This window comes from Fluviispira sanaruensis (assembly GCF_004295685.1).
Lineage (GTDB): Bacteria > Bdellovibrionota_B > Oligoflexia > Silvanigrellales > Silvanigrellaceae > Silvanigrella > Silvanigrella sanaruensis.
In genome coordinates, this window is the sequence record NZ_AP019368.1 from 3,454,101 (window position 1) to 3,478,789 (window position 24,689).

20 protein-coding genes are annotated in these 24,689 nt (G+C 31.2%); 5 read left to right on the forward strand and 15 right to left on the reverse strand.

Features of this window, described 5'->3' with window-relative positions:
• Positions 1 to 531 precede the first annotated feature (531 nt).
• The 3 genes from EZS29_RS14720 to EZS29_RS14730 are packed head-to-tail and all read left to right on the forward strand — an operon-like array spanning position 532 to position 5,167.
• Positions 532 to 2,139, forward strand: coding sequence for an HD domain-containing protein (locus EZS29_RS14720; RefSeq protein WP_130612497.1), 1,608 nt, complete (start codon positions 532 to 534; stop codon positions 2,137 to 2,139).
• A 21-nt stretch (positions 2,140 to 2,160) separates the two neighbouring features.
• Complete coding sequence (locus EZS29_RS14725) at positions 2,161 to 4,308, forward strand: thioredoxin domain-containing protein (protein ID WP_130612500.1); 2,148 nt, start codon at positions 2,161 to 2,163, stop codon at positions 4,306 to 4,308.
• Between the two features lie 13 nt (positions 4,309 to 4,321).
• Complete coding sequence (locus EZS29_RS14730; RefSeq protein WP_172603980.1) at positions 4,322 to 5,167, forward strand: pyruvate, water dikinase regulatory protein; 846 nt, start codon at positions 4,322 to 4,324, stop codon at positions 5,165 to 5,167.
• 755 nt (positions 5,168 to 5,922) lie between these two features.
• Here the strand turns inward: EZS29_RS14730 and EZS29_RS14735 are convergent.
• The 10 genes from EZS29_RS14735 to EZS29_RS14780 all read right to left on the reverse strand — a co-directional run bounded on the left by EZS29_RS14735 (position 5,923) and on the right by EZS29_RS14780 (position 15,976).
• A complete protein-coding gene (locus EZS29_RS14735) occupies positions 5,923 to 6,363 on the reverse strand; it encodes a GFA family protein (protein ID WP_130612507.1) in 441 nt (146 codons plus the stop codon).
• Positions 6,364 to 6,456: 93 nt separating this feature from the next.
• Positions 6,457 to 6,798, reverse strand: a complete 342-nt coding sequence (locus EZS29_RS14740; RefSeq protein WP_130612510.1) for a tRNA-binding protein — start codon at positions 6,796 to 6,798, stop codon at positions 6,457 to 6,459.
• Entirely contained in the window at positions 6,782 to 7,519 is a 738-nt protein-coding gene (locus EZS29_RS14745; RefSeq protein WP_130612513.1) for a hypothetical protein, read from the reverse strand. The genes EZS29_RS14740 and EZS29_RS14745 overlap by 17 nt, the downstream gene beginning before the upstream one ends.
• A gap of 153 nt (positions 7,520 to 7,672) precedes the next feature.
• A complete protein-coding gene (locus tag EZS29_RS14750) occupies positions 7,673 to 8,584 on the reverse strand; it encodes a fatty acid desaturase family protein (protein WP_130612516.1) in 912 nt (303 codons plus the stop codon).
• Positions 8,581 to 9,921 (reverse strand): preATP grasp domain-containing protein, encoded by a 1,341-nt coding sequence (locus tag EZS29_RS14755; RefSeq protein WP_130612519.1) that lies wholly within the window; start codon positions 9,919 to 9,921, stop codon positions 8,581 to 8,583. The genes EZS29_RS14750 and EZS29_RS14755 overlap by 4 nt, the downstream gene beginning before the upstream one ends.
• 87 nt (positions 9,922 to 10,008) lie before the next feature.
• Positions 10,009 to 11,193, reverse strand: a complete 1,185-nt coding sequence (locus EZS29_RS14760; protein WP_172603981.1) for an MFS transporter — start codon at positions 11,191 to 11,193, stop codon at positions 10,009 to 10,011.
• Positions 11,194 to 12,109: 916 nt separating this feature from the next.
• On the reverse strand, positions 12,110 to 13,279 hold the full coding sequence (locus EZS29_RS14765; RefSeq protein WP_130612525.1) for a mechanosensitive ion channel family protein: 1,170 nt from the start codon (positions 13,277 to 13,279) through the stop codon (positions 12,110 to 12,112).
• A 36-nt stretch (positions 13,280 to 13,315) separates the two neighbouring features.
• Positions 13,316 to 14,545, reverse strand: coding sequence for an MFS transporter (locus EZS29_RS14770; RefSeq protein WP_130612528.1), 1,230 nt, complete (start codon positions 14,543 to 14,545; stop codon positions 13,316 to 13,318).
• Positions 14,546 to 14,559: 14 nt separating this feature from the next.
• Entirely contained in the window at positions 14,560 to 15,348 is a 789-nt protein-coding gene (locus EZS29_RS14775; protein WP_130612531.1) for a sterol desaturase family protein, read from the reverse strand.
• Complete coding sequence (locus tag EZS29_RS14780) at positions 15,338 to 15,976, reverse strand: DUF547 domain-containing protein (RefSeq protein ID WP_172603982.1); 639 nt, start codon at positions 15,974 to 15,976, stop codon at positions 15,338 to 15,340. Before EZS29_RS14780 ends, EZS29_RS14775 begins: the two co-directional genes overlap by 11 nt.
• 296 nt (positions 15,977 to 16,272) lie before the next feature.
• On the opposite strand from EZS29_RS14780, the gene EZS29_RS14785 reads away from it, so the two are divergent.
• Entirely contained in the window at positions 16,273 to 16,842 is a 570-nt protein-coding gene (locus EZS29_RS14785) for a CDP-alcohol phosphatidyltransferase family protein (RefSeq protein WP_130612536.1), read from the forward strand.
• Between the two features lie 14 nt (positions 16,843 to 16,856).
• Here the strand turns inward: EZS29_RS14785 and EZS29_RS14790 are convergent, their stop codons facing one another.
• The 4 genes from EZS29_RS14790 to lpxC all read right to left on the reverse strand — a co-directional run bounded on the left by EZS29_RS14790 (position 16,857) and on the right by lpxC (position 22,971).
• Positions 16,857 to 19,004: an FAD-dependent oxidoreductase gene (locus EZS29_RS14790; protein WP_130612539.1), complete on the reverse strand. Its 2,148-nt coding sequence runs from the start codon at positions 19,002 to 19,004 to the stop codon at positions 16,857 to 16,859.
• A gap of 184 nt (positions 19,005 to 19,188) precedes the next feature.
• Positions 19,189 to 20,667 carry a cysteine--tRNA ligase gene (cysS, locus tag EZS29_RS14795; RefSeq protein WP_130612542.1) on the reverse strand — a complete coding sequence of 493 codons (1,479 nt, stop codon included), beginning with the start codon at positions 20,665 to 20,667 and terminating at the stop codon, positions 19,189 to 19,191.
• Positions 20,668 to 20,676: 9 nt separating this feature from the next.
• A complete protein-coding gene (gene dnaJ, locus EZS29_RS14800) occupies positions 20,677 to 21,804 on the reverse strand; it encodes a molecular chaperone DnaJ (protein WP_130612545.1) in 1,128 nt (375 codons plus the stop codon).
• A gap of 201 nt (positions 21,805 to 22,005) precedes the next feature.
• Positions 22,006 to 22,971 (reverse strand): UDP-3-O-acyl-N-acetylglucosamine deacetylase, encoded by a 966-nt coding sequence (gene lpxC / locus EZS29_RS14805; protein WP_130612548.1) that lies wholly within the window; start codon positions 22,969 to 22,971, stop codon positions 22,006 to 22,008.
• Between the two features lie 404 nt (positions 22,972 to 23,375).
• Here lpxC and EZS29_RS14810 point away from each other — a divergent pair, with 404 nt between their 5' ends.
• The gene (locus EZS29_RS14810) at positions 23,376 to 23,864 is read left to right on the forward strand and encodes a single-stranded DNA-binding protein (RefSeq protein ID WP_130612551.1); all 489 of its coding nucleotides are present in this window, start codon (positions 23,376 to 23,378) and stop codon (positions 23,862 to 23,864) included.
• A gap of 35 nt (positions 23,865 to 23,899) precedes the next feature.
• On the opposite strand, the gene EZS29_RS14815 is transcribed toward EZS29_RS14810, so the two are convergent.
• Positions 23,900 to 24,658 (reverse strand): substrate-binding periplasmic protein, encoded by a 759-nt coding sequence (locus tag EZS29_RS14815; RefSeq protein WP_130612554.1) that lies wholly within the window; start codon positions 24,656 to 24,658, stop codon positions 23,900 to 23,902.
• Positions 24,659 to 24,689: the final 31 nt, after the last annotated feature.

A 24,689-nucleotide genomic window follows, 5' to 3' on the forward strand; every position in this document is an offset into this window, starting at 1 on the left:
TGAAACTTGGCAGAGTAATTCAAGCAAAACAACGAGTTACACTTGTGTTTTTTAAATAAAAAATGTAATACTATCTAAATTTAATAACTTTATTCTTATGCAAACAGATTTCATCGATGAAAAAACCAAGGAGCCCCCAAAGTACCCAAAAATTTTTGAATACAAAATTTTTCAAATAAATTTCAAAAAGTTATGTTCATATAACTGTAGTGAAAAACTTGAAGTTAAGATTTGACACTTTCAAAAAAACCTAATAATGAGTCGCCTAGAGAGAATGTAAGTAAAAAACTCTGATACAAATGTGAAACCAGGGTTCAACCAACATTTCTTAGCGCATATAAACTTTGTGTGTCGGACGCCCCTAAACTTCATGCATCAAAAACGAGACCTAAATGAGTCTGTTTTCGTAAGTCAAAGCATCAGCAACAATACCCTAGACAAACAGTCTTTGTCAATTTATTTTGCATAGAATTTGCGCAGCTATTTAACATTTATACATTTTTTGTTACGTAGTTTATAAAAGGAGAAAAAATGGGACTTATTTCAGGTTGGAAGGGGTATTCTATAGTTGATAAAAACACATCTAGCCTCACATTTATCGGAAAAATTCGAGATTCTCTGCATGATACGATACCATTTACCGAAGCTGAAAAAATAATCATAGATCGCCCAGAATTTCAAAGACTTAGACGTATAAATCAAACAGCATTCACTCAATATGCTTTTCCAGGAGCTTCACACTCTCGTTTTGAGCATTCTTTGGGAGTTATGCATGTGGCAGGTCTTGTTCTCAACTCAATAATCGCCAATCAACGCAGAATGCTTTCTGCACTCAATTCAGCTTATCAAGCAACACCTAAACACATCTGCGAAAACCTTTGGGAGTACGAAAAAACCAATGGCTCCCTCAGCTCAACAGATAAAGCTCTGAATTTTCTAGAACAAAGTGTCTATCTCTCTCAATGCCTACGCTTTGCTGCTCTTCTCCATGATTGTGGCCATGCCCCTTTCAGTCATTCAGGAGAGCGGTTTATGATGTCTTGGAAGAATTTTGAAAACAATATAGATTCTTTAAAACTCCCTGATTGGCTGGCTAAGTCATTGCATAAAAAGATCCATAAATTTAAAAAACAAAACGTAAATTTCTTAGAATTAAATATTCGCCATGAGGTATATACTCTTCTAATTATTGCTAAAATATTTAATTTTGATAGCGAATTCCTCACAGCAGAAATGGGGCAAGACATTTGTGCCGTTTTAGACTTATCTGTAGAGCCCCATCCAGAAAACGACCTAGCGAAAAGTGGTTTAAGAAACCTCTTACATGAAATAGTGAGCGGAGAAGTCGACGCAGACAGGATGGATTATCTTTTACGAGATTCTAGAGAGTGTGGAATAGTTTATGGTTATTTTGATTTAGGCCGCATTTTAGACTCCGTTGGTTTCTACTTAAATACCAAAACATCACAGTATCACTTAGCCATGCGCAGAAGCGGCGTTTCAGCCTTTGAAGATTATTTACGGGCACGTTGGAGCATGTATCAACAAGTCTATTTTCACAAAACGGTCACTGCCTGTGAAGCGATGCTTCAACATGTTAACAAACAAATATCTGGTTTCACTTTACCGATACAAATAGACGAATATTTAAAATTAGATGATCATACTTTTGTCCCGTATTTAAAAGAAAAATATGCCGATAAAATCACGGATTATTTAAGCAATATTTTGAACGATCTCGTCTACAATCGAAAACTTTGGAAGAGAGTATATGAAGAATTTATACCTAAAACTTCATATCGTACAACCCCATCTCTCTGTCCAGCTATTGTTGGATTTCTAAAAGAAATTGGCTGCCCATCAGAAATAATTGAAAACAGCACCAATTTAACTCGATTTTCACCAAAAGGAAGAGAAGAGTCCTCGAAAAATAATTTCAAAATTATCATAAAAGATGTTCACTCGCTTCGTTATTTGGAACCAGTAGAGAATCATAGCACACTTATCAATCGTATTGATGAAGAGGTTGTCATCAGAAGAATATATATCTCTCGCTTTAATGAAAGTATTGAAAATATACAGTCTGATGAAATCCAAAAGAGAATATCAGATAAAATAATAAACCCTGACGAAAATTAATAATGAAGTAGGTTACTTTAAATGTCTGAAAATAAATTAAATAAAGAAACAAGTCCTTATCTTCTTCAACATAAAAATAATCCTGTCAATTGGTATCCATGGTGCAAAGAAGCATTTGAAAACGCACAAAAAGACGACAAACCGATTTTTTTATCGATAGGTTATTCAAGCTGTCATTGGTGTCACGTCATGGCGCATGAAAGCTTTGATGATAAAGAAACAGCAGATTTCTTAAATGAAAACTTTATTAATATAAAAGTTGATCGAGAAGAACGGCCCGACATCGATGAAATATATATGGAAGCCGTTCAACTCATGACTAAACATGGTGGCTGGCCCCTGAGTGTCTTTCTCACACCCGATCTCAAGCCTTTTTACGGGGGTACATATTTTCCTTTAGAAGCACAATATGGACAGCCTTCATTTAAAGATGTTCTTTCCGCAATTGCAAAGTTTTATGATGAAAATAAAAAAGATATCAACGAACGAAGTAGTAAAATTTTGGAGTATTTAAAAGAAACAGCCCAATCAACAAGTTTAGTCATGCTTGAAAAAAAACTAAATGATAAATCTCTTACTACTGAAAAAATGATTGAAAATCTGCAAAATACTTACAATAGATTGATTGATTTATTGGAACTTGACTCGGATAAAATCAATGGCGGGTTTGGTAGAGCCCCTAAATTTCCGCAACCCGCAAAATTATCCGCTCTGCTTTTTTCTAAAAATAAAGCGAATGTAGCGCATGCTATTTTTACTTTAAATAAAATAAGATGTGGTGGAATTATAGACCAAATTGGCGGAGGTATTGCTCGTTATAGCGTCGACACTCAATGGCTTGTTCCTCATTTTGAGAAAATGCTTTATGACAATGCCCAAATTATATCACTTTTTTCTGCTGCGCATTGTATTTTAAAAAATGAAAACCCCGTTTTAGCCTCCGAACTTAAAGAAACAGCTCAAAATATTTATTCTTACTTAGAACGAGATTTAAAAAATAATTCTTGTGCTTTATATTTTAGCGCTGAAGATGCAGATAGCGAAGGTGAAGAGGGATTATTCTATACTTTTTTCCACGAAGATTTTTCTGAAGTTTTTAATAACAATTTTGAGTTAAAGGAATTTGCTCTTAATTATTTTAATATTTCATTAAATGGAAATTTCGATGGGACAAATATTTTAACAATACCTGAAGACATTAGTATATTTTGCAAAAAAAATAATATATCGCTGAATGAATTCAATATTTATAAGAAACAAGCAAGAGAAATACTCTTTAAAGAACGCGAAAAACGTATTCGCCCAGAACTCGATACCAAATGTCTACTCAGTTGGAATAGTCTTGCTGTTACAGGATTATTACAATCTTCTTTATATTTAAATAACGCAGATATGTTCAAATCTGCTCTGGATAAATTAGTAAATATTTTATCTATTTTCAAAGTAAGTAATGAATATAAACATGTTTATAACGGTATTTCAGCAAACATAAACGCATTTTCAGATGACCTCGGATATCTGCTTGAAGCCTGCACAGAAACGCTACTTGTAACTGGCAGCGATTCTCTTTTGAAAGAAATTTTAAATATTGTAAAAGAAATTCATAAAAACTTTATCGATCCAATTGAAGGTATTTTATATTATTCTGCCAAACAAGAAGATCACGTTAATAGACCAACAAAACCTGAAGATAATGTCATTCACAGTGCACATTCTGCAATATTTGGTAGTATTTCTAAAATAATAGCCTGGCTTGGCGCTACAGGCAAATATGAATCACTCAGTCAAAGCGAGCATAAAATGCTAGAATCACTTGCGCTTATTTCGCTCTCAAATACTGTTTCTTTATCAGAAAATGTCCCAATAGCTTGCGCACAAATGCTGCAAAAAGTAAAATGGTTTGAACATAAAAATGTTGTTATTTTAAATGAATCGAATAGTAAATTAGCAACTCTCAAACATTTTAATAAAATTTATTCACATATTTTTTCCACAGATTCAAAATATTTTGTTATAGGCAATCAGCATAACGACAAATACAATATTGATAATTTAACTAATTATTGCAATGAAATATTTGCGCAAAATATTGAAATAAGCTATTCATATTGTAATAAAAATGGCTGTCAGTTGCCAACCGATAATTTATCTGAACTTGCGGTTATATAAGAGGTTTTTTATTATGCTTAAACAAACAGACACAAGTGTGCCAAATATATTTACTGTGTCAGATGGCACTGGTGAAACGGCAATCAGTATTGTTAGAGCCGTTCGTGTCCAATTCGATCACGCAGATATTCATATAGAACGCTTTAATAAAATCCGCCGTAGAGAAATGCTTGAAGAAATTCTCTTAAATGCACGAAATAAAAAAGCAACAGTTGTAGCAACTCTGGTTGATCCTGAACTCAGAATATTTTTAATTTCTCGATCTATGCAGCTTGGCGTGAAAGTAGTCGATGTTTTATTCCCACTCATGGAAACAGTCTCTGAACAATTAGGAAGAAGACCCAGCGCCATTCCAGGTCTCCTTCGCCAATTAGATGAAGGATATTTTAAAAGAATAAGTGCCATTGAGTACACTGTGCGGCACGATGATGGAATAATATCGAGCGATCTCGCAGAAGCTGATATTGTTTTGATTGGTGTTTCACGCACCTCCAAAACTCCTCTTTCTATGTATCTTGGCCATAAAGGATATAAGGTTGCCAATATTCCTCTTGTTCCAGGCATAGAACCGCCAAAAGAATTAGAAAATATCGATCAGAACAAAATCATTGCCCTTATAATTGATCCGACTCGACTCGCAGAAATCCGTGCTGCGAGAATAGAAGCGCTTGGAACTGATGATATAGGCGATTATGCGGATATTGAAAAAATCTTCGAAGAATTAGAGTGGAGCCGTAAGATTTTCAAACGCAATAAACGCTGGCCCGTTCTTGATGTCACTGGGAAAGCTTTGGAAGAAAACTCAGTCGAAATAGAAAAAATAATTCTCAGTCGTTTTCCAGAATTAATGGATGAATAAGTAAGCATAGAAATTTATTTTAAAGGATCAGTAAATCAAGTGTTTAAAAAAAATAACTCTTGCCTAGCTGTTACATTATCTTTTACACAAATTGTAATACTTACAAGATATTTGAACCATAGTTTACGAAAAACTCATTTTGCACTAACTACTCTGCTAAAAAATGAAACTTTGAAACAAATTGACTAAACAAACTTATCTATATTTATAAGAATTTATTAGAAAAAATAGAAAAGAAATTCAAGTTTTAAAATCTAAACTAGCTGCGCACACCTGTCACGTGAATGAATTTGTGATAAGGTACCATTCTGCAGATTCATAAATATAATAGAAAAATATAAATTATAATTTATATTTTAATTATAATTGAAAAATTAATAAATTATATTTTTATAAAATATTATTTTCAAATTCATATTTTTTTAGTATAATTTTTTATAAATATTTTTTGCTTCTATTAAAGACAGAATAATATTTAAAATAAATTTTTCTTTTGTCTTCTTTTTGTTACAAACGCACATGACTACGCTGCAGGAAGCCAAATGTCATTACTTAATTCTACGAGGAGAAATTTATGCTTGCTGCAATACTGATCTGATCCCCTAAAAGTGGACAATTTAATTTTATAATTTGCTTTTTACTCCATAGGTGAGCAATATCCACAATCCTCATTCGTTTTTCTGAATTGATGGATGAATAATTATTTTTTTTGAGTAAACATTATAAATATAAAATATTTTAACTTTATTTAAGACTTATTCAGTTAATTTATGCTTCCCTTCAGCTATACTTTTCTCCCAATTTTTCCCATCAAAATTTACATATTCTTTACTTAAAGCCAGACTTAAATCTAGGCATCTTGCATTCACACTAAAAAAACCTGTTGGATGCGATCTGGGCCGATAAAATGGCATAATTCCACACACAACACAAAACGTATGATCTGCAATCTTATTACCGAAACGATAGGGTTTTAAATATTCTTGACCACGGTGCAATTTAAATCGTTCTTCGGTAACCATAAGCTCTTGGTGACCAGACATAAAACATATATCGCAATTACAGAGAGTAATGGTTAAATTTCTACTTGCACTTGCCTCAAATATGACGCCACCACAATGGCACTTGCCAGAATACCAAACTCTTTCTATTTTATAGTCAATTTCAGAATATATATTATTAATATCTTCGCTCATATTTTCTCCATGAAAATATATATAAAATTATTTCATATAAATATTATTTTATTTCTCCATTATTAAAAAACTATATAAAGGATAATTTTTTATCTATAAGACCTGACTCCCAGGAATAACTGAAGAATGAGGCTCAATCAAAAGTGTTCCTTTATTTTCACATACAGTTGCTAAAACTAAAACTTCAGACTTCACACCGGCTACTTTTTTTGGTGGAAAATTCATAACTGCAATAATTTTTTTATTTATTAAATCTTCCTGTGAATAGTTCTGTCTGATTTGTGCTGAACTTATTTTATAGCCAATATTTTCACCAAAATATATTTTAAGGATATAAGCTGGTTTTAATGCTTTTTCATTCAGCGCAACTTCAACTATTGTGCCACAACGCAATTCAACCTTTTCAAAATCTTTCCATTCAATGAATTGATTCATTCTTAATTGCCTCACACCACTCTGTATGAAATTTATAGTTCTCAGTGAAATATTTTATAAATAATGATCTTTTCTCTTCATTATTTGCAATTAATTCTATCATTTCTTCTGTCATTTTCACATGATATTGCTCTGCTGGATCTTCGCCGCCCACGTGATTATAAAAGTATTTAAGTTCATTTTTTATTAAAAAATTATATCTATTTGCCAATGAATCCCACAACGATGTAATCATATTATTCGCATGAACTTCAAAACTAACCATCGTAGCGCATCTTTTTATACTATCATTATCAGATAATTTTTCATACAATTTATTTAAATATTTTTTTGTAGTTTCTGAATAATAAGGAGAAATATTCTGCCCAAAAATCATATAAAGATCATCTTGAAGATTATTTGAGTGAAAATATTTTTCTGTCTTCAATATTTCAGATATTCCTGCCATTTTTTTTCTAAGTGTGATGAATAATCCACCTGTTTCATCCCAACTTAAAAAATTTCCGACAACGGACGTTATTTCCAAATCCTTATCTATCGGTTTATTATCATTCATATAGTTAAAAAAAAGATCCTTTTGCGAACCTGCTTGCAAATATGGAAAAGCTTGAGACATTGCCAAATAATTCGCCATAAATCCCTTCATATTTTCAATATTGATCGAGTCAAATGGATGATTCGAAGGAATTAAAGAAGTTAAGAAATGATGATCAATTTTCATAATTTTTCCTTTTTTTTAAAGGTTAAGTATATAAAATAACTACTTAGTGCCAAAACCTAAAATATATATATGATAATTAAATTATTAAAATAATACTATTATTTTTCAAACTATTATCAGAAATAAACCCCCATTTATTTATAAATAATAATATCATATTTCACATTTATTTTTTTTCTTATTAACTAATTCTAATATTACTTTATAATGAAAATATATATAAGACGTATCAGTATTAAAATAATTTTTTGGAATTACATTTTCTAATTTTCCCAAATTATTAGCAGGTATTCTAGGAAATGCATGATGTTCAGAATGATAATTAGCATTCCACATAAAAAATCTAACTAAAAAATTTGATGAGACACTACGAGTGTTAGTACGAATATCCTTCGAAAATTTTTCACATTTGTAATGTTCAGGTAAGCTAAAGACAAAAAGAATGCCTGGGTAAAATAAAAGTGGTATCCAATAAAAATGAAGCATAATAATAGGAAATTTATATGTTATACAAAATGTTATTAGAATGAATACTTCTATTATAGCATTATCTATCTTAACATCAAAAATTTTATTTCTATTTAATTGAACCGATTCTGGGAATAAATTTCGATTGATTCTATAAATCCCTCTTAAAACTGCGTACCAATAATGAATTCCTATAAATTCAAATAGATATTGTTTAAATGATCTAAACTCAAACGAAGGTTCAGTATCCCCATCAAAACTTGTTTTTTGATGATGAATTAAATGCTGATATTTATATCTTGAAAAATTAATTAACAGAGGTGTACTCCAAAATATACCAAAAATTCGATTCATTTTTGATGATTTAAACTGTCCTAAATGCACACAATCATGGCCTGCATTAACAAATCCCGCAAGAATAAAACTCAAGATTGGTGTAAGTAACAATCCAGAATTTCCAAGCACATAAGAAGTATAACCAATCGCTGTATATACAAAAATAATTAGTATTATCCTAATTGAAGATAAAATAGGGATTCTTTTTATTAATGTCTGATAAAAATCTTCATTTATTTTATATAAAAAATCCGATTTCATCTATCCCCCTGAAACAAAATCAATATTTTATTTTCAATTGCCCGAACTTTTTCTATACTTTTTTCAATAATTAAGCACTCAATAGAATTATCTAAATAAATGCTCGGCCTGAGAATAATAACACCAGTTTTCCGTTGCATATTAAATTTTAAATCATTCGATTTTAATATATGAAGTGCCTCTTGAAAAGATTTTGATGGAACTTCTCTTAAACTAGATAAATAATATTCATTCATATAGTTTTTACCTAATAACTTATTTCCAATAAAATGCATAGCTGTTCCACCACCCCAGCGTGCATTGATTTCATTAAAAATATATTCGTTGTCTAATGTTACTATCATATCAATATTTACATATCCTCGATAGCCTATTTGTCCCATTTGATTAGCCAAGCGCGTTGCTTCGCTTACGACTTTTAAGTTTGTTGATAAAGGCAAAATAGCGGGTATTTCTAATCCTATCCATTTCATTTCTCCCAAAGGATTGGATTGATCTTTTTCAACTCGTATTGACCCATTGCTTAAAAAGGAAGGTTGACCATTAGAGTCGATGAAATATTCACAATATAGTGCGACTGAGGATTTATGATAACACTCTATAACAAGTTCATTATTCCAAGAGTCAGTTAATTCTGACCATATCTTCTCCGCATGTTCTTCAATTGATAAATCAAAAGGAATAACTTTACTTACACCAGGAAGTTGTCTATCTTTTGTTTTAGTTAATGCGAGATTTCCCATTCCCCCACCACCACGATCCTGTTTAATGATCAAAATCCCTGTTTCATCAATTAAATTATTAATCGAAGAAGCTAAACTTAATGGATTACTAACAACAAATCCTTTAGGAATAGATAAATTAATTCCAGCGGCAATTCTTCTGAAATGTGATTTTCTATTAAATAAATCAGGTCCTTTTTGCTCTATAAATTCAAAACCTGAGGGCATATCAATATTCAGTTTTCTACATAATTCTATTAATCCTGATGTTTGATAGCATGCGCATAAATTCCATTTTTTCTCGATGCACATTTCAGATTTTAAAGAATTGATTATATCATCACTCAACAAAACTTCATCGCTTAAGATTTGCGGATTAGATGAACTTTTTTTTGGAGTTATTACTTTAATTTTGTTATTTGAATATCCATAATTTTCAGACACATAATTTAAAAATTCGCTAGAAATTTGTGAAGATGCTACAATAATATCATCTTCATCTGCAAGCCAAGAATTACGATCTGGTCTTTTTAATGCCCTTATTAAAAATTCTGGATTAATTACCCCTCCCATCATTTGTTCAGTTGAAATATTTAAAACAATTAACTTAGGCATCGCATATCTCCTGATGTATTAGCTGTATAGAAACTATTGATATATCTTAATTTATTAGCCATTTATATTAAATAATATTATTTAATATTATTTCGTTACCAAACTAGAAGTTGAAAATCTTTCGTCTTCAGCCCTATATAGTAAATAAGCAATAGCTACAAAAACGTTTATTATAAAACAAGAAATCCATAGAGTTGTGCTTCCAAAATTTCCTAAAATAAATGAACCAAAAATAGGAGAAATAAACTGAGGAATAGTGAATGTCATTTGACAAGTGCCTTGATAAACACCTTTTAGCTCAATGGGTGCAATTTTAGCTGCAATTGAGAGAACTATACCTGCAGAAATTATTTCCCCTAAACTCCAAAAAGCAACGGAAACCAAATAATATAAAAAAGTCCCTGTAAATGCATTCATTCCAAATCCAATTCCAATTAATATGGCCGAAAGCGCTAAAACATATTTAGGCCTAAAATTTCGGATATAAGGACCAAGAAGAGGTTGTAAAAAAATTATTAAGAGACCATTTACAGAAAGAAGATAACCATATTCTGTTGTAGATATCCCCCGTTTAGTTAAATCAATTGCCCATGAAACATATAACTGGGTAAATACAATATTTCCGATAGTAGTAATCATAAATAATTTAAAAAATATAGGGTCAAAAAAAGGTTTAGATAAAAGAGAAATCTTTCGAGCCACTTTTTGAGTTTTAATTTCTTTAATAAATATCCAAATTACTAACGCATATATAAATGAAGAAAAAGCATTTATAGCACTTAATAGAAAAAAACCTTTGGATAGTATATAACCTGCAAGAGCAGCACCTACTGTCCCTGCTAAATTAAATGACCAATGGTAAAGGCGATATGCTCTTAACAAATCATTATTTGGCACAATATCTGATATAAGCGATGAAGCTGCTGGTCTATACATATTACCCAAAAATCCTAAAAGAAAAACGACGGTTAATATCGATATTTTACTCTTAACTAAAGCTAAAATTAGCAATAATATTGAATTAAAAAGTAAAGACCAAACAAGAATTTTTTTTCTTCCATATAAGTCTGATAAAAGCCCACCTAAAGGCCCTGCAAGAAAACTTCCAACTCCCAAAATCGAAACAATTACTCCGATAAATTCAACAGTAAACTGATTCGTATTTGTTAAATTTACGGCCAAGAACATAACTACGAAAGAACCTAATCTATTAATGAAATGGCCTACTAATAATATATATAAACTTCGAGGGAGCCCAGCAAATTCTCTCAAACTAAACCCTTTTATATTTTTAAATTTAACCCATTATGTAATCATAAATACTTCAACATTATGGGAATTTAAATTGCTTAAAATTACAAATAAGAACTATGTATATAATTTTCAAAATTTTATATAATCTATTTTTTTTGTTAGCACAAATTTTTTATCAAAAAATTTATTATTTTACTACTTTTATATATAAAAATAAATATGTTTTTATCAATATTTACATATATTTATACGAATATATTGATAAAATTTATAAGGTAAATTATTTATATACTTTTGCTTGATAAATTTATTTAAAATATATTAAATACAATTACTGGTTCGCTGGCACTCTCCAATGATTTATAAAATATTAATTATTATTAATAAATTTAATAATAATTTATTTTTTTTTTATAATTTAATTAAATTTCAGAAATAATAACTATTTATATAAAACACTTCTTATTTAAAATATTGCTTTACTTATGCTCGCATTTCGGCAAAATAATATGAGGATTTTCAATACAATTTTAATAATTAAGTGTATGAGGAAAAGTCAAGGTTTGATCGAGATTTTGCACACTATGACCTGTAGAAAAGCAATATTCAATTCCTTCTAAGTCTTCTGATACAATGTAACCTCCGTCACCTTGGCACCCTAATCAAATCAATGAGAATTGAGTGGCATAAAGTATTAGTTCTTTTAAGAATTCTTTGATGCCAAAATATTATTAATATTATCTACGTTATATCTTTTTCAGTAATGAATGTTTTATAATTTCTTGAACATATATATTTAACCTCAAGTGAATACGAATTTTAATAATAAAATATTGCAATACATATCAAAATATCATTTTTATAATCTATAAAGTTTGGGGAATTAATTTTAGCAGTATTTTACAAATATATGATTAGATTATCCATTAAGTATTTATTTAATCTGATCTTTTTGCAATAAACTATAATATACTGGAGAAATTAAAATCACATTTTCTTGCTTAAATAAATCTTGAATATTTTGATTTAGTTCTGAATGTGTTTCATCCATTAAATTAGGTTGCTTCGTATAACAATTCAATTCATAAGATGCATGGTAGTCATTCAGTTTCACTTGCAAGACGAAAGGTGCTGGCTCAGGACGTATATCTTTTGTTTTTAAAGCTGCTTTGATCAATATCTCATTCACTTTCCGCCAAGGAGTCTCATAGCCTATAGTGACAATTGAGGTTAAAATTAGTCCATGAGATTGAGCTGAAGAGCTGTAATTCACAATATGACTGCCTAGAACCATGGAACTTGGAATCGTAATATCTACGTTTTTGATCGTCCTTACACGAATAACTAACAGATTTTTTTCAATTACATCTCCTATAGTATCAGCAATTTTAACCCGGTCACCCACTTTGAATGGGCGCATATATGTTAAAAGTACACCAGAAACCATATTTGCGATTGCAGAACTCGATCCTAAAGAAAAGAGAATACCTAAAAAAACTGATATACCTTGAAAAGCAGGGGAACCAGAGCCAGGAAAATATGGGAATATAATAATTAATGTAAATGACATTATTAAAATACGGATTAATTTATATGTGGGTGTCGCCCAATCTTTGTAAAAACCTTCTATCTGAAACGATCCATTCTCAATTCCTAAAAAAATAAATTTCACAAATCTTAAAATATAATTTGTTATAACAAATGTTATTGCTATGAAAAATATGTTTGGTATAAAATTAAAAGTAACTCTAAATATTTTATTAATCGGATCTAAAATATAATTATATATTTTAGGCGCTAAATCTGACGTCCAAGGAAAAAAACTAAAAATGAGTGGTATATAAAAATATAACATTGCTAAAACAATAAATACTCTTAAAAATTTAAAAAAGAAAAGCAGAGAAGAAACAATTCTATCGGCTGTCAAAAGCTCAAACGATCTAAACTTTATAGAGTGGATACGTACACCTTTCCAATCCACTATTTTGAGAATAAGTTTTTTATAGATATACTTTAATAAAAATAAAAGTAGGAGCAACCCTATCGTTGTTAATACAGAGTAGACAGAAGGCATGATATATATTTCATAACCTAATGAATCCATGACATTTATCCTTCTGAGAAACTCTACGAAAAAGTTCTATGCCAAGTTCACCTTTTTCTTATGAATAAGATAAAAAAAGCATACAAAACTTAATAAATATGCAACTAAAACAGGTAAAAATGAAATAAACCATCCAAAATTATTATAAAGTTGAGTATATAATGGCATTGTTAAAAGAGAATAGACTGTCACAATTAAATTAAACCCGATATTAAATGCCGTGCAACGAATTTGCATTGGAATCAAGTCAAATAATAGAATTAACAAAAGAACTGGACTAAAGACATAGCCAAAATCATAAATATAAAACTGTAAAATTTGCCCAAAATAGAGAAATGAAATTGCATAAAAGAGCAAAGGCACTATAAATCCCAATGCAAGTATAATATTTCTTTTAAGTATTTTATCTCCTATAAAAGAAACAGCATACATGACAAAAAGCTGAAAAAGCATTGATAAAGTTAAATTTTTAAGAATAATTGAATTCTCTATGTGAAAGCTATTGTTTAAAATATTAGGAAGAAAACTGAATTTATAAAAAAAACTAAGCGGAACTATCGACCAAATAATCATTACAATTATTGAATATTTAATTATATCCCTTAATGAAGACTCATTTATCTTAAGACTCGAAATATTTTTATGCAGATACTTTTTTTTATCATCTAAATATTTATCAAATAAAAATAATTTTCTAATAATAAAAACAAAAAGACTTAATATTGTTGAAATAATAAAAATTATTCTAAATTGTACATGTGCATTACTTGAATAAAGTGTAACTAAATATAACGCAAAAGTTGCTAGTAATATACCTAATAATACTGCAGCTTCAGAAAAATAATTATTTCTAAATTGCCTTCCAACTTTTGTATTCTCAAACACGTAGATTGAAATCACACCATTCTCACCAGCAACAACAAAACGTTGGAACAGTCTTACTATTGAAATAAGAACCCATGAATAAGTAAATGTTGCATAGGAAGGAATAAAAATCATTGCAAAGCTAGACAATCCCATAATGATGGGTGTATTAAAAATACTTCTCACTCTACCTTTTTTGTCTGCCAAATATCCATAATAAAATGCCCCTAAAAATGTAGCAAAACAACCTATTGCAAAAGGAATAAGCCCCTGTCCTTCATCATAACTTGTCTGGTTAAAAAAAACCTGGCCAATCTGTGCGGCAAGTAAAAGAAATGCCATATTCTCAAACCATTCCACTACTATCCCAGAAAAAAGCGCAACTTTATGCTTAAAATTCATTTAAAACCCTTTATTTAAGACCCTTTATCTTTTTTATTAAAAGGCCATACTAGTATATTTAATAGTTTATTTGCGTCATTTTCTGCAATATCATTTAATCCAATTTTAATCATCGCCACATTTTCCGTCATTTTGAAAGATCTATGAAACCGATCCCAAAATGAAAAAACCACTGAAAAATTTGAATTCATTTCAGAAAAATCTCTAGAATGATGAATGCTGTGAATGCTTGGTGTGACAATAACTCTAGATAGTATTTTATCGTATTTAAAATAATAATTACTATGATGAAAAACTATTGCAAATAAACTTATAAAATCATAAATAAGGACGTATTCCATTTGTACAGCAAAAAGCATTATCACAAAAAATCTAAAAAATTGTGCGAAAAATTGTTCACCAAAGTGAAAGCGAAAGGCCGTACTTGCGTCTAAATCTGGATCAGAGTGATGCACTTTATGAAAAGTCCAAAAAAAAGGTATGGAATGATTAATTCGATGCCAAACATATTGGGAATAGTCAAGAAAAATGAAAGAAAATATGAAAGATAAAATCGCACTAAACTCAAGTATTTTCAGTATTCCAAAATGATCTTCACCGAAAATTCCTCTCACTATAAAGATGATCGGGTATGAAAATGATCTTGCTATTATAAACGAGATAAATGCAAATGATAAATTTATCAGCACTCTCTTTTTAACTGAAAATTTTTTTTCTCTTAATGGATATTTTCTTTCAATAAATACCATAATGAAGAAAAATATTATGACTAAATAGTATTGCATAATAATTTCAAATATCATTTAAATTCCAATCATATTCCAAAAATTCAATTTTTAATTTACTTCTTTTAATTTGGATTTTAATATTATTATCTTTACTAATATTTTCTATGACAAAGTTATTAAATGACTTATATTTTTCTTTAAAATCATCCCCATACCATTTAAATATGCTAGATAAATATAACTTATGTTCTTCTGATTTATAATAATTCTTCTTCTTATTTTCCAGAAAATTAGTTGCTGCTATTTGCAACTGATTTTGCAAATTTTCTGGCAAAAAAACATTTTTTGCCAAACTTGGGCAACCTTTAGATGCACAAACTAGAGCAAAATGAATTCTCGGCTCATGAAAATCTTTTCTAATAATATTATGCTCAATTTCATCTAGATAATGATATTTTTCTAATAAAGTAAAAAATCTTTTTTTCCATGGATTAGAAAGCACTCCTCCTATATCTCGTATACTTTTTAAAGGGTAATTATCAATAATTAATTTTAATGTAAGAGCGTTATAGGCATTTATTAAAAACGCAAGTTTCTCATTATAAGTTAACTTTTGATAATCACTATTTTTAATAGTAGACATATTCTTAATAAAGTTATTTAAATCTACAGAATTTTCTTTTAAATTTTTGTAGTCAACCAATGTTTCTCCATTTTTTTCAAAGACATACCTGTCTAAGACTTTCTGATATGAACTATAATCAATATTTATTTGTTTTTTTGCTATGGCCATTTGGCATAAAATTAAATGACTTATTAATAAGAAAATTCGAAATAAATAAAAGGAAAAAAAATTCATAGAGCACCTATTTATAAATACATATATCAAAATACTTTTATGTCAAAAAAATTAAATGAGACTTTATTTATACTGTTATTTTAATTATATTCATATTTGAAAGAAAAGAAAAGTTTCTGGCTCTCAAATAAGGTGGCTTAATGATATTAAAAATTTTTTCTCCCAATAATTTGACACTTTTAAGAATCATTCTCATGCTCCCTGCAGTTTATTTTTTATTTAATAATTATGTAATATCCTCATTTATTTTTGCTATTCTTGCAGTCTTGACGGATTTTTTTGATGGAATCATTGCTCGAAAGTATAATATAATTTCAAATTTTGGCTCCATTCTTGATCCCATTGCAGATAAAGTATTAATTATCACCTTGCTGACAAGTTTTTATTTTCTTAATTATATACCTTTTTGGTTTATTTTAATTTCAAATACACGTGATATATTTCAGCTTTTATCAATACCTATTCTCATTTTATACAAAAAAATAAACTTCAAAGTAAAACCAAAAACTTTGCCAAAATGGGCAACAGCTCTTAAATTCATTATCATCCTTATTTGCTATATTTTTAGTATATTTCACTATTATAGATTAAATAATATTTACTTTTTAGCACTCTTATTTATATCCACTTTATTAGAGTTCTATATATTAATAACCTTTGTTCCGCGATTTATTCAAATATACCAAAGAAAGCATGATACATTTGAGTAATTTATTTGACAATCTTAACTTCTTTTCCATGCATGAAACTTTTGTACATAAGAAAGTAATTTCGTTGGTACATGTGCTTTTTTCCATTCCCCTGCAACAAACTTATTAGCTTCAGAAAATGTAGGATATGCATGTGTTGTCGATAATATTTTATTTAGACCAATATTGTATTTCATCGCTAAAGCAAATTCTGCCATGAGCTCTCCAGCAATAGCGCCGACAATGGTTACGCCTATGATTTTATCTGTATTTGGCCTAACCAACACTTTTATAAATCCTGCCGCTTCACCTTCTGTCACAGCACGATCCAGTTTAGCCAAATCATATTTTACAATTTCAAAGGGTATTTTTGCTTGGCCTGCAATTTGCTCATTGAGTCCAATGCGCGAAATTTCAGGGTCTGTAAAAGTTGTCCAAGGAATGTTGTTATAATTAATTTTAAAGCGTTTAAAATCTCCAAATAGAGAATTGACTGCAGCAAACCAGGCTTGATGAGATGCCATATGAGTAAATTGAAATGGTCCAGTCACATCTCCGCAGACAAAAATATTATGATAATTTGTTCGTAGGAACTCATCGCATTCAATTGTTCCATCATTCCTAAGTTTAATACCAAGTTTTTCCAGACCAAAGCCTGTTACATTTGCTTTTCTTCCTAAAGCAATAAAAACAATATCAAATTCGAGCGAATAAGAAGTCCCAGTACGCGTATCTTCATACTGAACGATATTTATTCCATTTTTTCTTTCAAACAATGACACTTTTTTATTTGTTAGGATTGATATATTTTCATGCCGAAATTTGTTTTCAATAAATATAGAAATGTCGATATCTTCTTTTGAAAATAATCTATCTTGTTTTTCTAAAATCGAAACGTTTGACCCCATACGTGCAAAGGCTTGTGCCATCTCACAACCTATTGCACCTCCTCCCAATATGAGCATATTCTTCGGCAATGACTTGAGTTCCCAAATATTTTCTGATGTCCTATATTCAACTTTCTCTAACCCTTCAAAAGGAAATAAATTGGGTGATGCTCCTGAAGATATAACAATATTTTTTGTTGTTATTATTTTATTATCTACTTGTACTTCGTAAGGTGAAATAATTTCTGCCTTACCTGTAATACAATCGACTCCAAGCTGCGTAAATCGTTCTCGTGAATCATGCGGCTCAATTTTACGAATAACATTTTTAACTCTCTGCATTATTTCTGTAAAATTTATGTTATACTTGCAATTGTCAATTCCGTATTCATGAGCATTTTTTAAATAAGAAATAATTTTTGCAGATTTAATTATTGTTTTACTCGGCACACATCCTGTGTATAAACAATCTCCACCCATTTTGCCTTTTTCTATTAAAGCAACTTTTGCTTTCACTGTAGCGGCTATGTAGGAAGTCACTAATCCAGCCGCGCCACCACCAATGACAACTAAATTATAGTCAAACTTTTTTGGCTTTTTAAACTTAGCCAATTTTATTTTCATGCTTATATAGGATATAGTTGTTTTAATAAGATACGGGAATAAGCCCAGAAGAGCGAATGAAATAAACAGTTCAATGGAAAAGATGTCTTTTACACTCTTAATTGTACCCAGTTGTTTACCGGCATTGACATATACAAGAGTCCCAGGCAACATGCCGAGCATACTCACCCAAAAATAATCACGAACACGAATAGCAGTAAAACCCATAACAAGATTGACCATGAAAAATGGAAAAATAGGTATTGCTCGTAATGTAAATAAATACGCTTTTCCATTTTTTTCAAAGTTATCTTGGAATTGTTTGATTTGATTTGAAAATTTATTCTTTACAGAATCTCTTAAAATATACCTGGAAGAAAGAAAGGCGAGGGTAGCACCAATAGTACTCGCCAATGAAACGATTGCTGTTCCCCATAAAACTCCAAATAATGCCCCCCCTAAAAGGGTCAAAACAGCGGCTCCAGGGAAAGATACCGTTGTTAGTACTATATAAAGTAAAAAAAATCCAATTAAAAATTCAACTCTTTTATCTGCAAAAATTTGATAAAAGTATTCTTGATTTTCTCGAATATAGTCAATATTAAAATAACTTTTCAAATTTAAATATTGAAATATAATAATAATAACTAAAAATAATATTACTATAGAAACTTTTTTTAGATTAAATTTCATCAATCCTCCGAACTTTCCACAATTTTAACATCAATTTGTTATGTAACATTATTTTTAAATATGAGGCAATATTTTTATGACCTAGCTGAATTTTATAATGAGTAATCACTTTTTAATTTAATCCTTTTTCACGCAGAAAAAAAAAGCGCTTTCTTAAGAAAGCGCTTTTCCTCGTAAAAGTACTTTAAATAACAACTGTCCATTTCGTTCCAGCGGGCGCATCTTGAATCTGCACCCCTTGTGCAAGCAACTCTTCGCGGATCGCATCGGACTTTGCCCAGTCTTTATCAGCTCTCGCTTTCGTTCTTTCTTGAATTTTTAGCTCAATATCTTCGACTGAAATCTCTGTCCCTAAATTATAATTTCTTAAGTTTTCAAAAAATACTTTAGGCTCATCTATTAAAATTCCTAATGTAATCTTCAACCAATTTTTAAATTCAGGCCATTTTGTTTTCAATAAAAGAATATCTTCTTCTCTTAATTTCTGCCCAGATTTTTCAAGTTTACCTAGTTGGATATTGACATTTTTAATGAAATCAAAAAATGTCGCCATTGCTCCGTTACTATTCAAATCATCAGATAAAAATTCTTTCATCTTAGTCACGAGATTACTTAAATCAGCGAAAATAAGTCCATCAAATTCTTTATGAATTGTACTTAAATTCGCTTGCACTGCATAGCTATTAACTAAGGAAACAAAACGATAAATCTTAGCTAATTTCTTCAAGTTTTCAGTTGCTAACTCGAACGTAAAGTCAAGAGTTTGAGAATAAGAAATAGATAAAAATATTAAGCGCAAAACCTCAGATGGATATTTGGCTAAGAAATCTTTTATTGCAACCAAATGATTGGTGCTTTTACTCATTTTTTCGCCATATAAAGTTACCATACCCGCATGCAACCAAGTGCTTGCTAAAGGTTTGCCAAATGCAGCCTCTGACTGAGCAATTTCCGCTTCATGATGCGGAAAGATAAGATCTCTACCACCCATATGGATATCTATGGAATCGCCAAATAACGAGTGAATCATAGCTGAACATTCTACATGCCAACCAGGACGCCCATCTCCCCAAGGTGAGGGCCAATAAATTTCACCTGCTTTTGCAAACTTCCAAAGGGCAAAATCGAGAGCATCTTCCTTTGCTTCGTCTACTTCAATCCGCGCACCGGCTTTTAAATCATTTATTTTATTTTTACTTAATTTACCGTATTCTTCAAATTTACGTACACGATAATACACACCAGACTGACTCACATAGGCAAACTGTTTTTCAATGAGTTTTTCAATGAGAGTGATTATTTGCGGAATTGTTTCTGTTACCTTGGGTTCATGTTGTGGTCGGAGTAAATTAAATAGCTCTAGCATTTCGTTTTGTTCTGAAACATATCTTGAAACAAGCTGTGAGCAGGAAATATTTTCGCTATTTGCTTTATTAATAATTTTATCATCTACGTCAGTTATATTACGCGCCCAATGAACTTCATTACCATGATCTTTTAAAGTACGATAAAGTAAATCATACGAAAAAAATGTGCGGCTGTGACCAATATGGGTATTCCCATATGGGGTTACACCACAGCAATACATTGTTACTTTTCCATTTTGCAGAGATTTAAATGGTTCTTTTTTTCCAGAAAGCGTATTAAAAAATTGTATTGCCATGAGTTATTTTTATCCAAATATTTTGTCAAAAAAGCCATTGCTATTCTTTACATTTTGACCCATTTTCAAGGCAAATGCTCTGAGATGTTCTTCTGCTTCCTTATTTATTTTTGTTGGAATTTCTACATTAACCTCAATAATAAGATCGCCTTTACCTCTACCATATTTTTCAAGTTTCGGTATTCCTGCGCCGTGCACGACCAATCTTTGTCCAGGTTGAATGCCAGCTGGTATTTCAATTTTGCGCGGCTCTTCTTCGAAGCAATCAATCATAACTTCTGTTCCAAGAATTGCTTGGGCAACACCAACTTTTAATGAATAAATAAGATCAAATTCTTCCCGTTTGAAAAGATGGTTTGGCTCAACTTCAATGAAGACATAAAGGTCGCCCGCAGGTCCACCATTTACACCGCCTTCACCTTCACCACCTACGCGCAAGCGCATACCCGTATCGATTCCGGCAGGAATTTTAACATTGATATTACTTGATTTTGTTTGAAAACCTGATCCCTTGCAATCACCGCAAGGAGTTGAAATGCGCTTTCCGCTGCCATTACAGTCCGGACAAGTTGAAGCATAAGTGAAAAAGCCCTGTTGAACAGCAACTTGTCCTTGTCCACGGCAAGTTGAACACGTGACCGGCTTTGTCCCTTTTGCAGCACCCGATCCTTCACAAGTGCCACAAGCTGATTTACGGGGTATTTGAATTTTTTTCTCTGTGCCGAGTACAGATTCTTTAAATGAAATGCGAAGATCGTAACGGAGATCTCCTCCTTTACGCGCCCTGTTTCCACCACCGCTACGTCTACTTGAGCCTCCCATGCCAAAGAGATCTTCGAAGATAGAGCCAAAGTGCTCGAAAACATCATCCACGTTGCCAAAGCCAGCTCCACCGCCAAAACCACCTGCATTGAGGCCGGCATGACCAAATTGATCGTAGCGTTGACGCTTAGCGGAATCACTCAAAACTTCATAAGCTTCCGCAGCTTCTTTGAATTTTTCCTCTGCTGCTTTATCCCCAGGGTTTCGATCTGGGTGATATTGGACAGCAAGCTTTCGATAAGATTTTTTTATTTCATCTGCCGATGCAGACTTCGAGACTTGTAAAATTTCATAATAATCGCGTTTTGTAGCCATCTTAAAATTACTCCAGAGCTCTGCCGAGATCAGTAACGACAGGGGTGACAAGGTTGCGCTTGGAAACTTAACCTTGAACGTAAGAGAGTCAATAAGCAAAAAGCTATATTTATTATAATTTAAAAAGACAAACCGTAGAAAAACAGACGACACCACAAAAAGAGTCTCATGGTGTTTCTCCGTCAAAGGTTTAGCTGTATTTTAGCCAACTGCAAGACCAATAAGATTTCTATCAATCTCTGAGAGAGATTTGGGGAAAGAAAGAATAGCTTTGAAACGAGCTTCTTCCTTTGCAGAAGGAACTATAATGCTTCGACAAGACACTTCTGCCAAGATTGCACGCGCAAGTTTGTTATGAAGATCATGACCCGCTTTGTGCGCTATAATATGCCCTAAAATTGGCATTCCAAGCATGTGGAGGTCACCTATACAGTCTAAAGTCTTGTGCTTCACAAATTCTTGTTCATGTCTTAAACCTTGCCGATTCATAACGCCTTCTGTCTTTGAAACAAGAATAGCGTTTTCCATCGATCCACCTTTAGCGAGACCTTTGGAATACATGAGTTCAATATCTTCTTTTAAACAGAAGGTTCTTGCAAACGAAAATTCTTCACAAAATGATTTCGCAGTGTAATGCATAGAAATATTTTGACGACCAATTGCAGCAGCTCTTTCAAAATCAATCACATATGTAATAAGAGGTTTTTTAGACGGCTCTATTCGCATAAAACGAGTTGGATTTTTTTCATCTACGACTTCAATGACTTTATCAATCACAACAACCTTTCTTGGTTCCTTTAGTACTTCAACACCCACTTCATCGAAAAGTGTTAAAAAGGGTGCTGAAGATCCATCCAATATAGGCATTTCGCTATTATTTATAGCGACAATAGCATTGTCTATACCAAATCCAAAGAAAGCTGCCATCAAATGCTCAATAGTAGAAACACTTACCGCAGGCGAGCCGATGCGAGTTGCTAATGTTGTATCGAAAACAGAGTCTATATCCGCCTTGATATAAGGTTTATTGGGCAAATCTGTGCGTTGAAAAATAAAACCTGTGTTTGCAGAAGCTGGTCGAATTTCAACAGAAATAACACTTCCAGAATGAACTCCGACACCAGAAAAAGAGACAGAACGTTTTAAAGTTCTTTGAAAGTTACTCATGCTTTCTCCGTTAAGATCCCAAACATAAAAACATTAATAAGCCTATGCCACATGATTTATTCAAAAAAACAAAAGAGCAAATCACTATGTAGCTTCATTCGCTAGCACTTTTATGAAATGACAGCAAGGGAGGCTCAATGGAAAAGTATAAAAGATCCATTGGCAAAGTGTATCGGATATTTTATCTTATCATCCAGTCTTTTTTAAAATAATATAGTATTATTTCGTAGTTACTTTTTTGACATTTTATTAAGCAAAATCAATCGGTCACTAACTGGTCAATATATACGAAATATTTCATAGCTGCTTTCAGCAATTGACGCTCGAATGCACTCAATATAAGCCTATTGGGTGGGCAAAATTGTTTCCCATTCATTTTCTTTGGACACTGTGAGGAGTTTTTTATGTCTGGTGTAAATAAAGTCATTCTTATTGGTAGACTTGGGCAAGAGCCTGAAATTAGAAGTACTGCAGGCGGCCAGCAAGTCTGCACTTTAAATATAGCCACAAGCGAATCCTGGACAAAAGATGGCAATAAAGAAGAAAGAACAGAATGGCACCGTGTCGTTCTTTGGGGAAGACAAGCAGAGCTTGCACATAAATATTTAAGAAAAGGGCGCATGGTTTATATTGAAGGCAAGTTACAAACACGTTCTTGGCAAGATCAACAGGGGCAAAAGCGCTATACAACTGAAATCGTTGCAAATAATATGCAATTCTTAGAAAGTGCTGGCACAAATGCAAATCGTGACCAAAACAACGACATACCACCACCAAATGATCAAGGGAATGACTCTTATTATTCAAATGAAAGCCCTTATGCTTCTTCTGGTAATAACAGCCAACCTTTCAGTAAAAACTCTCGCCCAATTGATGACGACATTCCATTTTAATTGGGGAGTAAAGCATTCACTTAAAAATATATATTTTAATTGGAAAAGTATTTTTTTTCATAAATACTTAGTTTATCTGTTCTTAACCAAGACTTTAAAAATTTATTAAACTGATTCTTTAGGGCAACATCTTCAGGTCTAAATGCAGCTGACACAGATTCTTGATGTACTAATGTTGGTATTATATATATTTTTTCTGCAACATGTTTTGGTAATGCATTCAAATAATGCTTTTCAAATAAAACGGCATCACTCTTTTTTGTTAATAATGAATCAATAGGGGCATCGAAACTTTTATAAGTTTTAACATTTAAATTATTTTTTGATGCATATAATGATGAACTCGTACCTATAGCAACAGAAATAACCTTTTTTTCTTTTACTAAATCATCTAAGCATTTATATTTTTTTATATTTTCTTCACTATTCAATATAGCTAGTGCCAAATCGTTTTTATAGACTACATCAGCAAAACTAACAATTTTTTCTCGTTCAGGTGTAATCACTAGACCCACTGCAATCATATCGCATTTAAATGCTAATAATGAAGGCAGGATACTCGCCCATTCCACATCTATAAATTTAGGATTCGCATTTAAATATTTTGCAAAGTCTTTTACAATATCTACATCAAATCCCTCCCACGTCCCATTGATTTTTTTTATTTTATAAGGGACGTAACCACCAGAAAGACATATTCTCAAATCTTTTTCTTTATTATTAATCGCAAATATTTCTGATTTATATACCCAAGAAATAAGAAAAATAATACAGTAAAAAATAAAATTTCTCATAAATAATCTCCCCCAAAAAAATCTTATATAT

Excerpts from the sequence above, each read along its gene's own strand:
- cysS (WP_130612542.1), bottom strand. The coding sequence starts at position 20,667 with ATGGCAATACAATTTTTTAATACGCTTTCTGGAAAAAAAGAACCATTT.
- EZS29_RS14750 (WP_130612516.1), bottom strand. The coding sequence starts at position 8,584 with ATGAAATCGGATTTTTTATATAAAATAAATGAAGATTTTTATCAGACA.
- EZS29_RS14755 (WP_130612519.1), bottom strand. The coding sequence starts at position 9,921 with ATGCCTAAGTTAATTGTTTTAAATATTTCAACTGAACAAATGATGGGA.
- EZS29_RS14730 (WP_172603980.1), top strand. The coding sequence starts at position 4,322 with ATGCTTAAACAAACAGACACAAGTGTGCCAAATATATTTACTGTGTCA.
- EZS29_RS14770 (WP_130612528.1), bottom strand. The coding sequence starts at position 14,545 with ATGAATTTTAAGCATAAAGTTGCGCTTTTTTCTGGGATAGTAGTGGAA.
- EZS29_RS14740 (WP_130612510.1), bottom strand. The coding sequence starts at position 6,798 with ATGAATCAATTCATTGAATGGAAAGATTTTGAAAAGGTTGAATTGCGT.
- EZS29_RS14725 (WP_130612500.1), top strand. The coding sequence starts at position 2,161 with ATGTCTGAAAATAAATTAAATAAAGAAACAAGTCCTTATCTTCTTCAA.
- EZS29_RS14810 (WP_130612551.1), top strand. The coding sequence starts at position 23,376 with ATGTCTGGTGTAAATAAAGTCATTCTTATTGGTAGACTTGGGCAAGAG.
- EZS29_RS14775 (WP_130612531.1), bottom strand. The coding sequence starts at position 15,348 with ATGATATTTGAAATTATTATGCAATACTATTTAGTCATAATATTTTTC.
- EZS29_RS14765 (WP_130612525.1), bottom strand. The coding sequence starts at position 13,279 with ATGGATTCATTAGGTTATGAAATATATATCATGCCTTCTGTCTACTCT.
- EZS29_RS14785 (WP_130612536.1), top strand. The coding sequence starts at position 16,273 with ATGATATTAAAAATTTTTTCTCCCAATAATTTGACACTTTTAAGAATC.
- EZS29_RS14720 (WP_130612497.1), top strand. The coding sequence starts at position 532 with ATGGGACTTATTTCAGGTTGGAAGGGGTATTCTATAGTTGATAAAAAC.
- EZS29_RS14735 (WP_130612507.1), bottom strand. The coding sequence starts at position 6,363 with ATGAGCGAAGATATTAATAATATATATTCTGAAATTGACTATAAAATA.
- dnaJ (WP_130612545.1), bottom strand. The coding sequence starts at position 21,804 with ATGGCTACAAAACGCGATTATTATGAAATTTTACAAGTCTCGAAGTCT.
- lpxC (WP_130612548.1), bottom strand. The coding sequence starts at position 22,971 with ATGAGTAACTTTCAAAGAACTTTAAAACGTTCTGTCTCTTTTTCTGGT.
- EZS29_RS14745 (WP_130612513.1), bottom strand. The coding sequence starts at position 7,519 with ATGAAAATTGATCATCATTTCTTAACTTCTTTAATTCCTTCGAATCAT.
- EZS29_RS14790 (WP_130612539.1), bottom strand. The coding sequence starts at position 19,004 with ATGAAATTTAATCTAAAAAAAGTTTCTATAGTAATATTATTTTTAGTT.
- EZS29_RS14815 (WP_130612554.1), bottom strand. The coding sequence starts at position 24,658 with ATGAGAAATTTTATTTTTTACTGTATTATTTTTCTTATTTCTTGGGTA.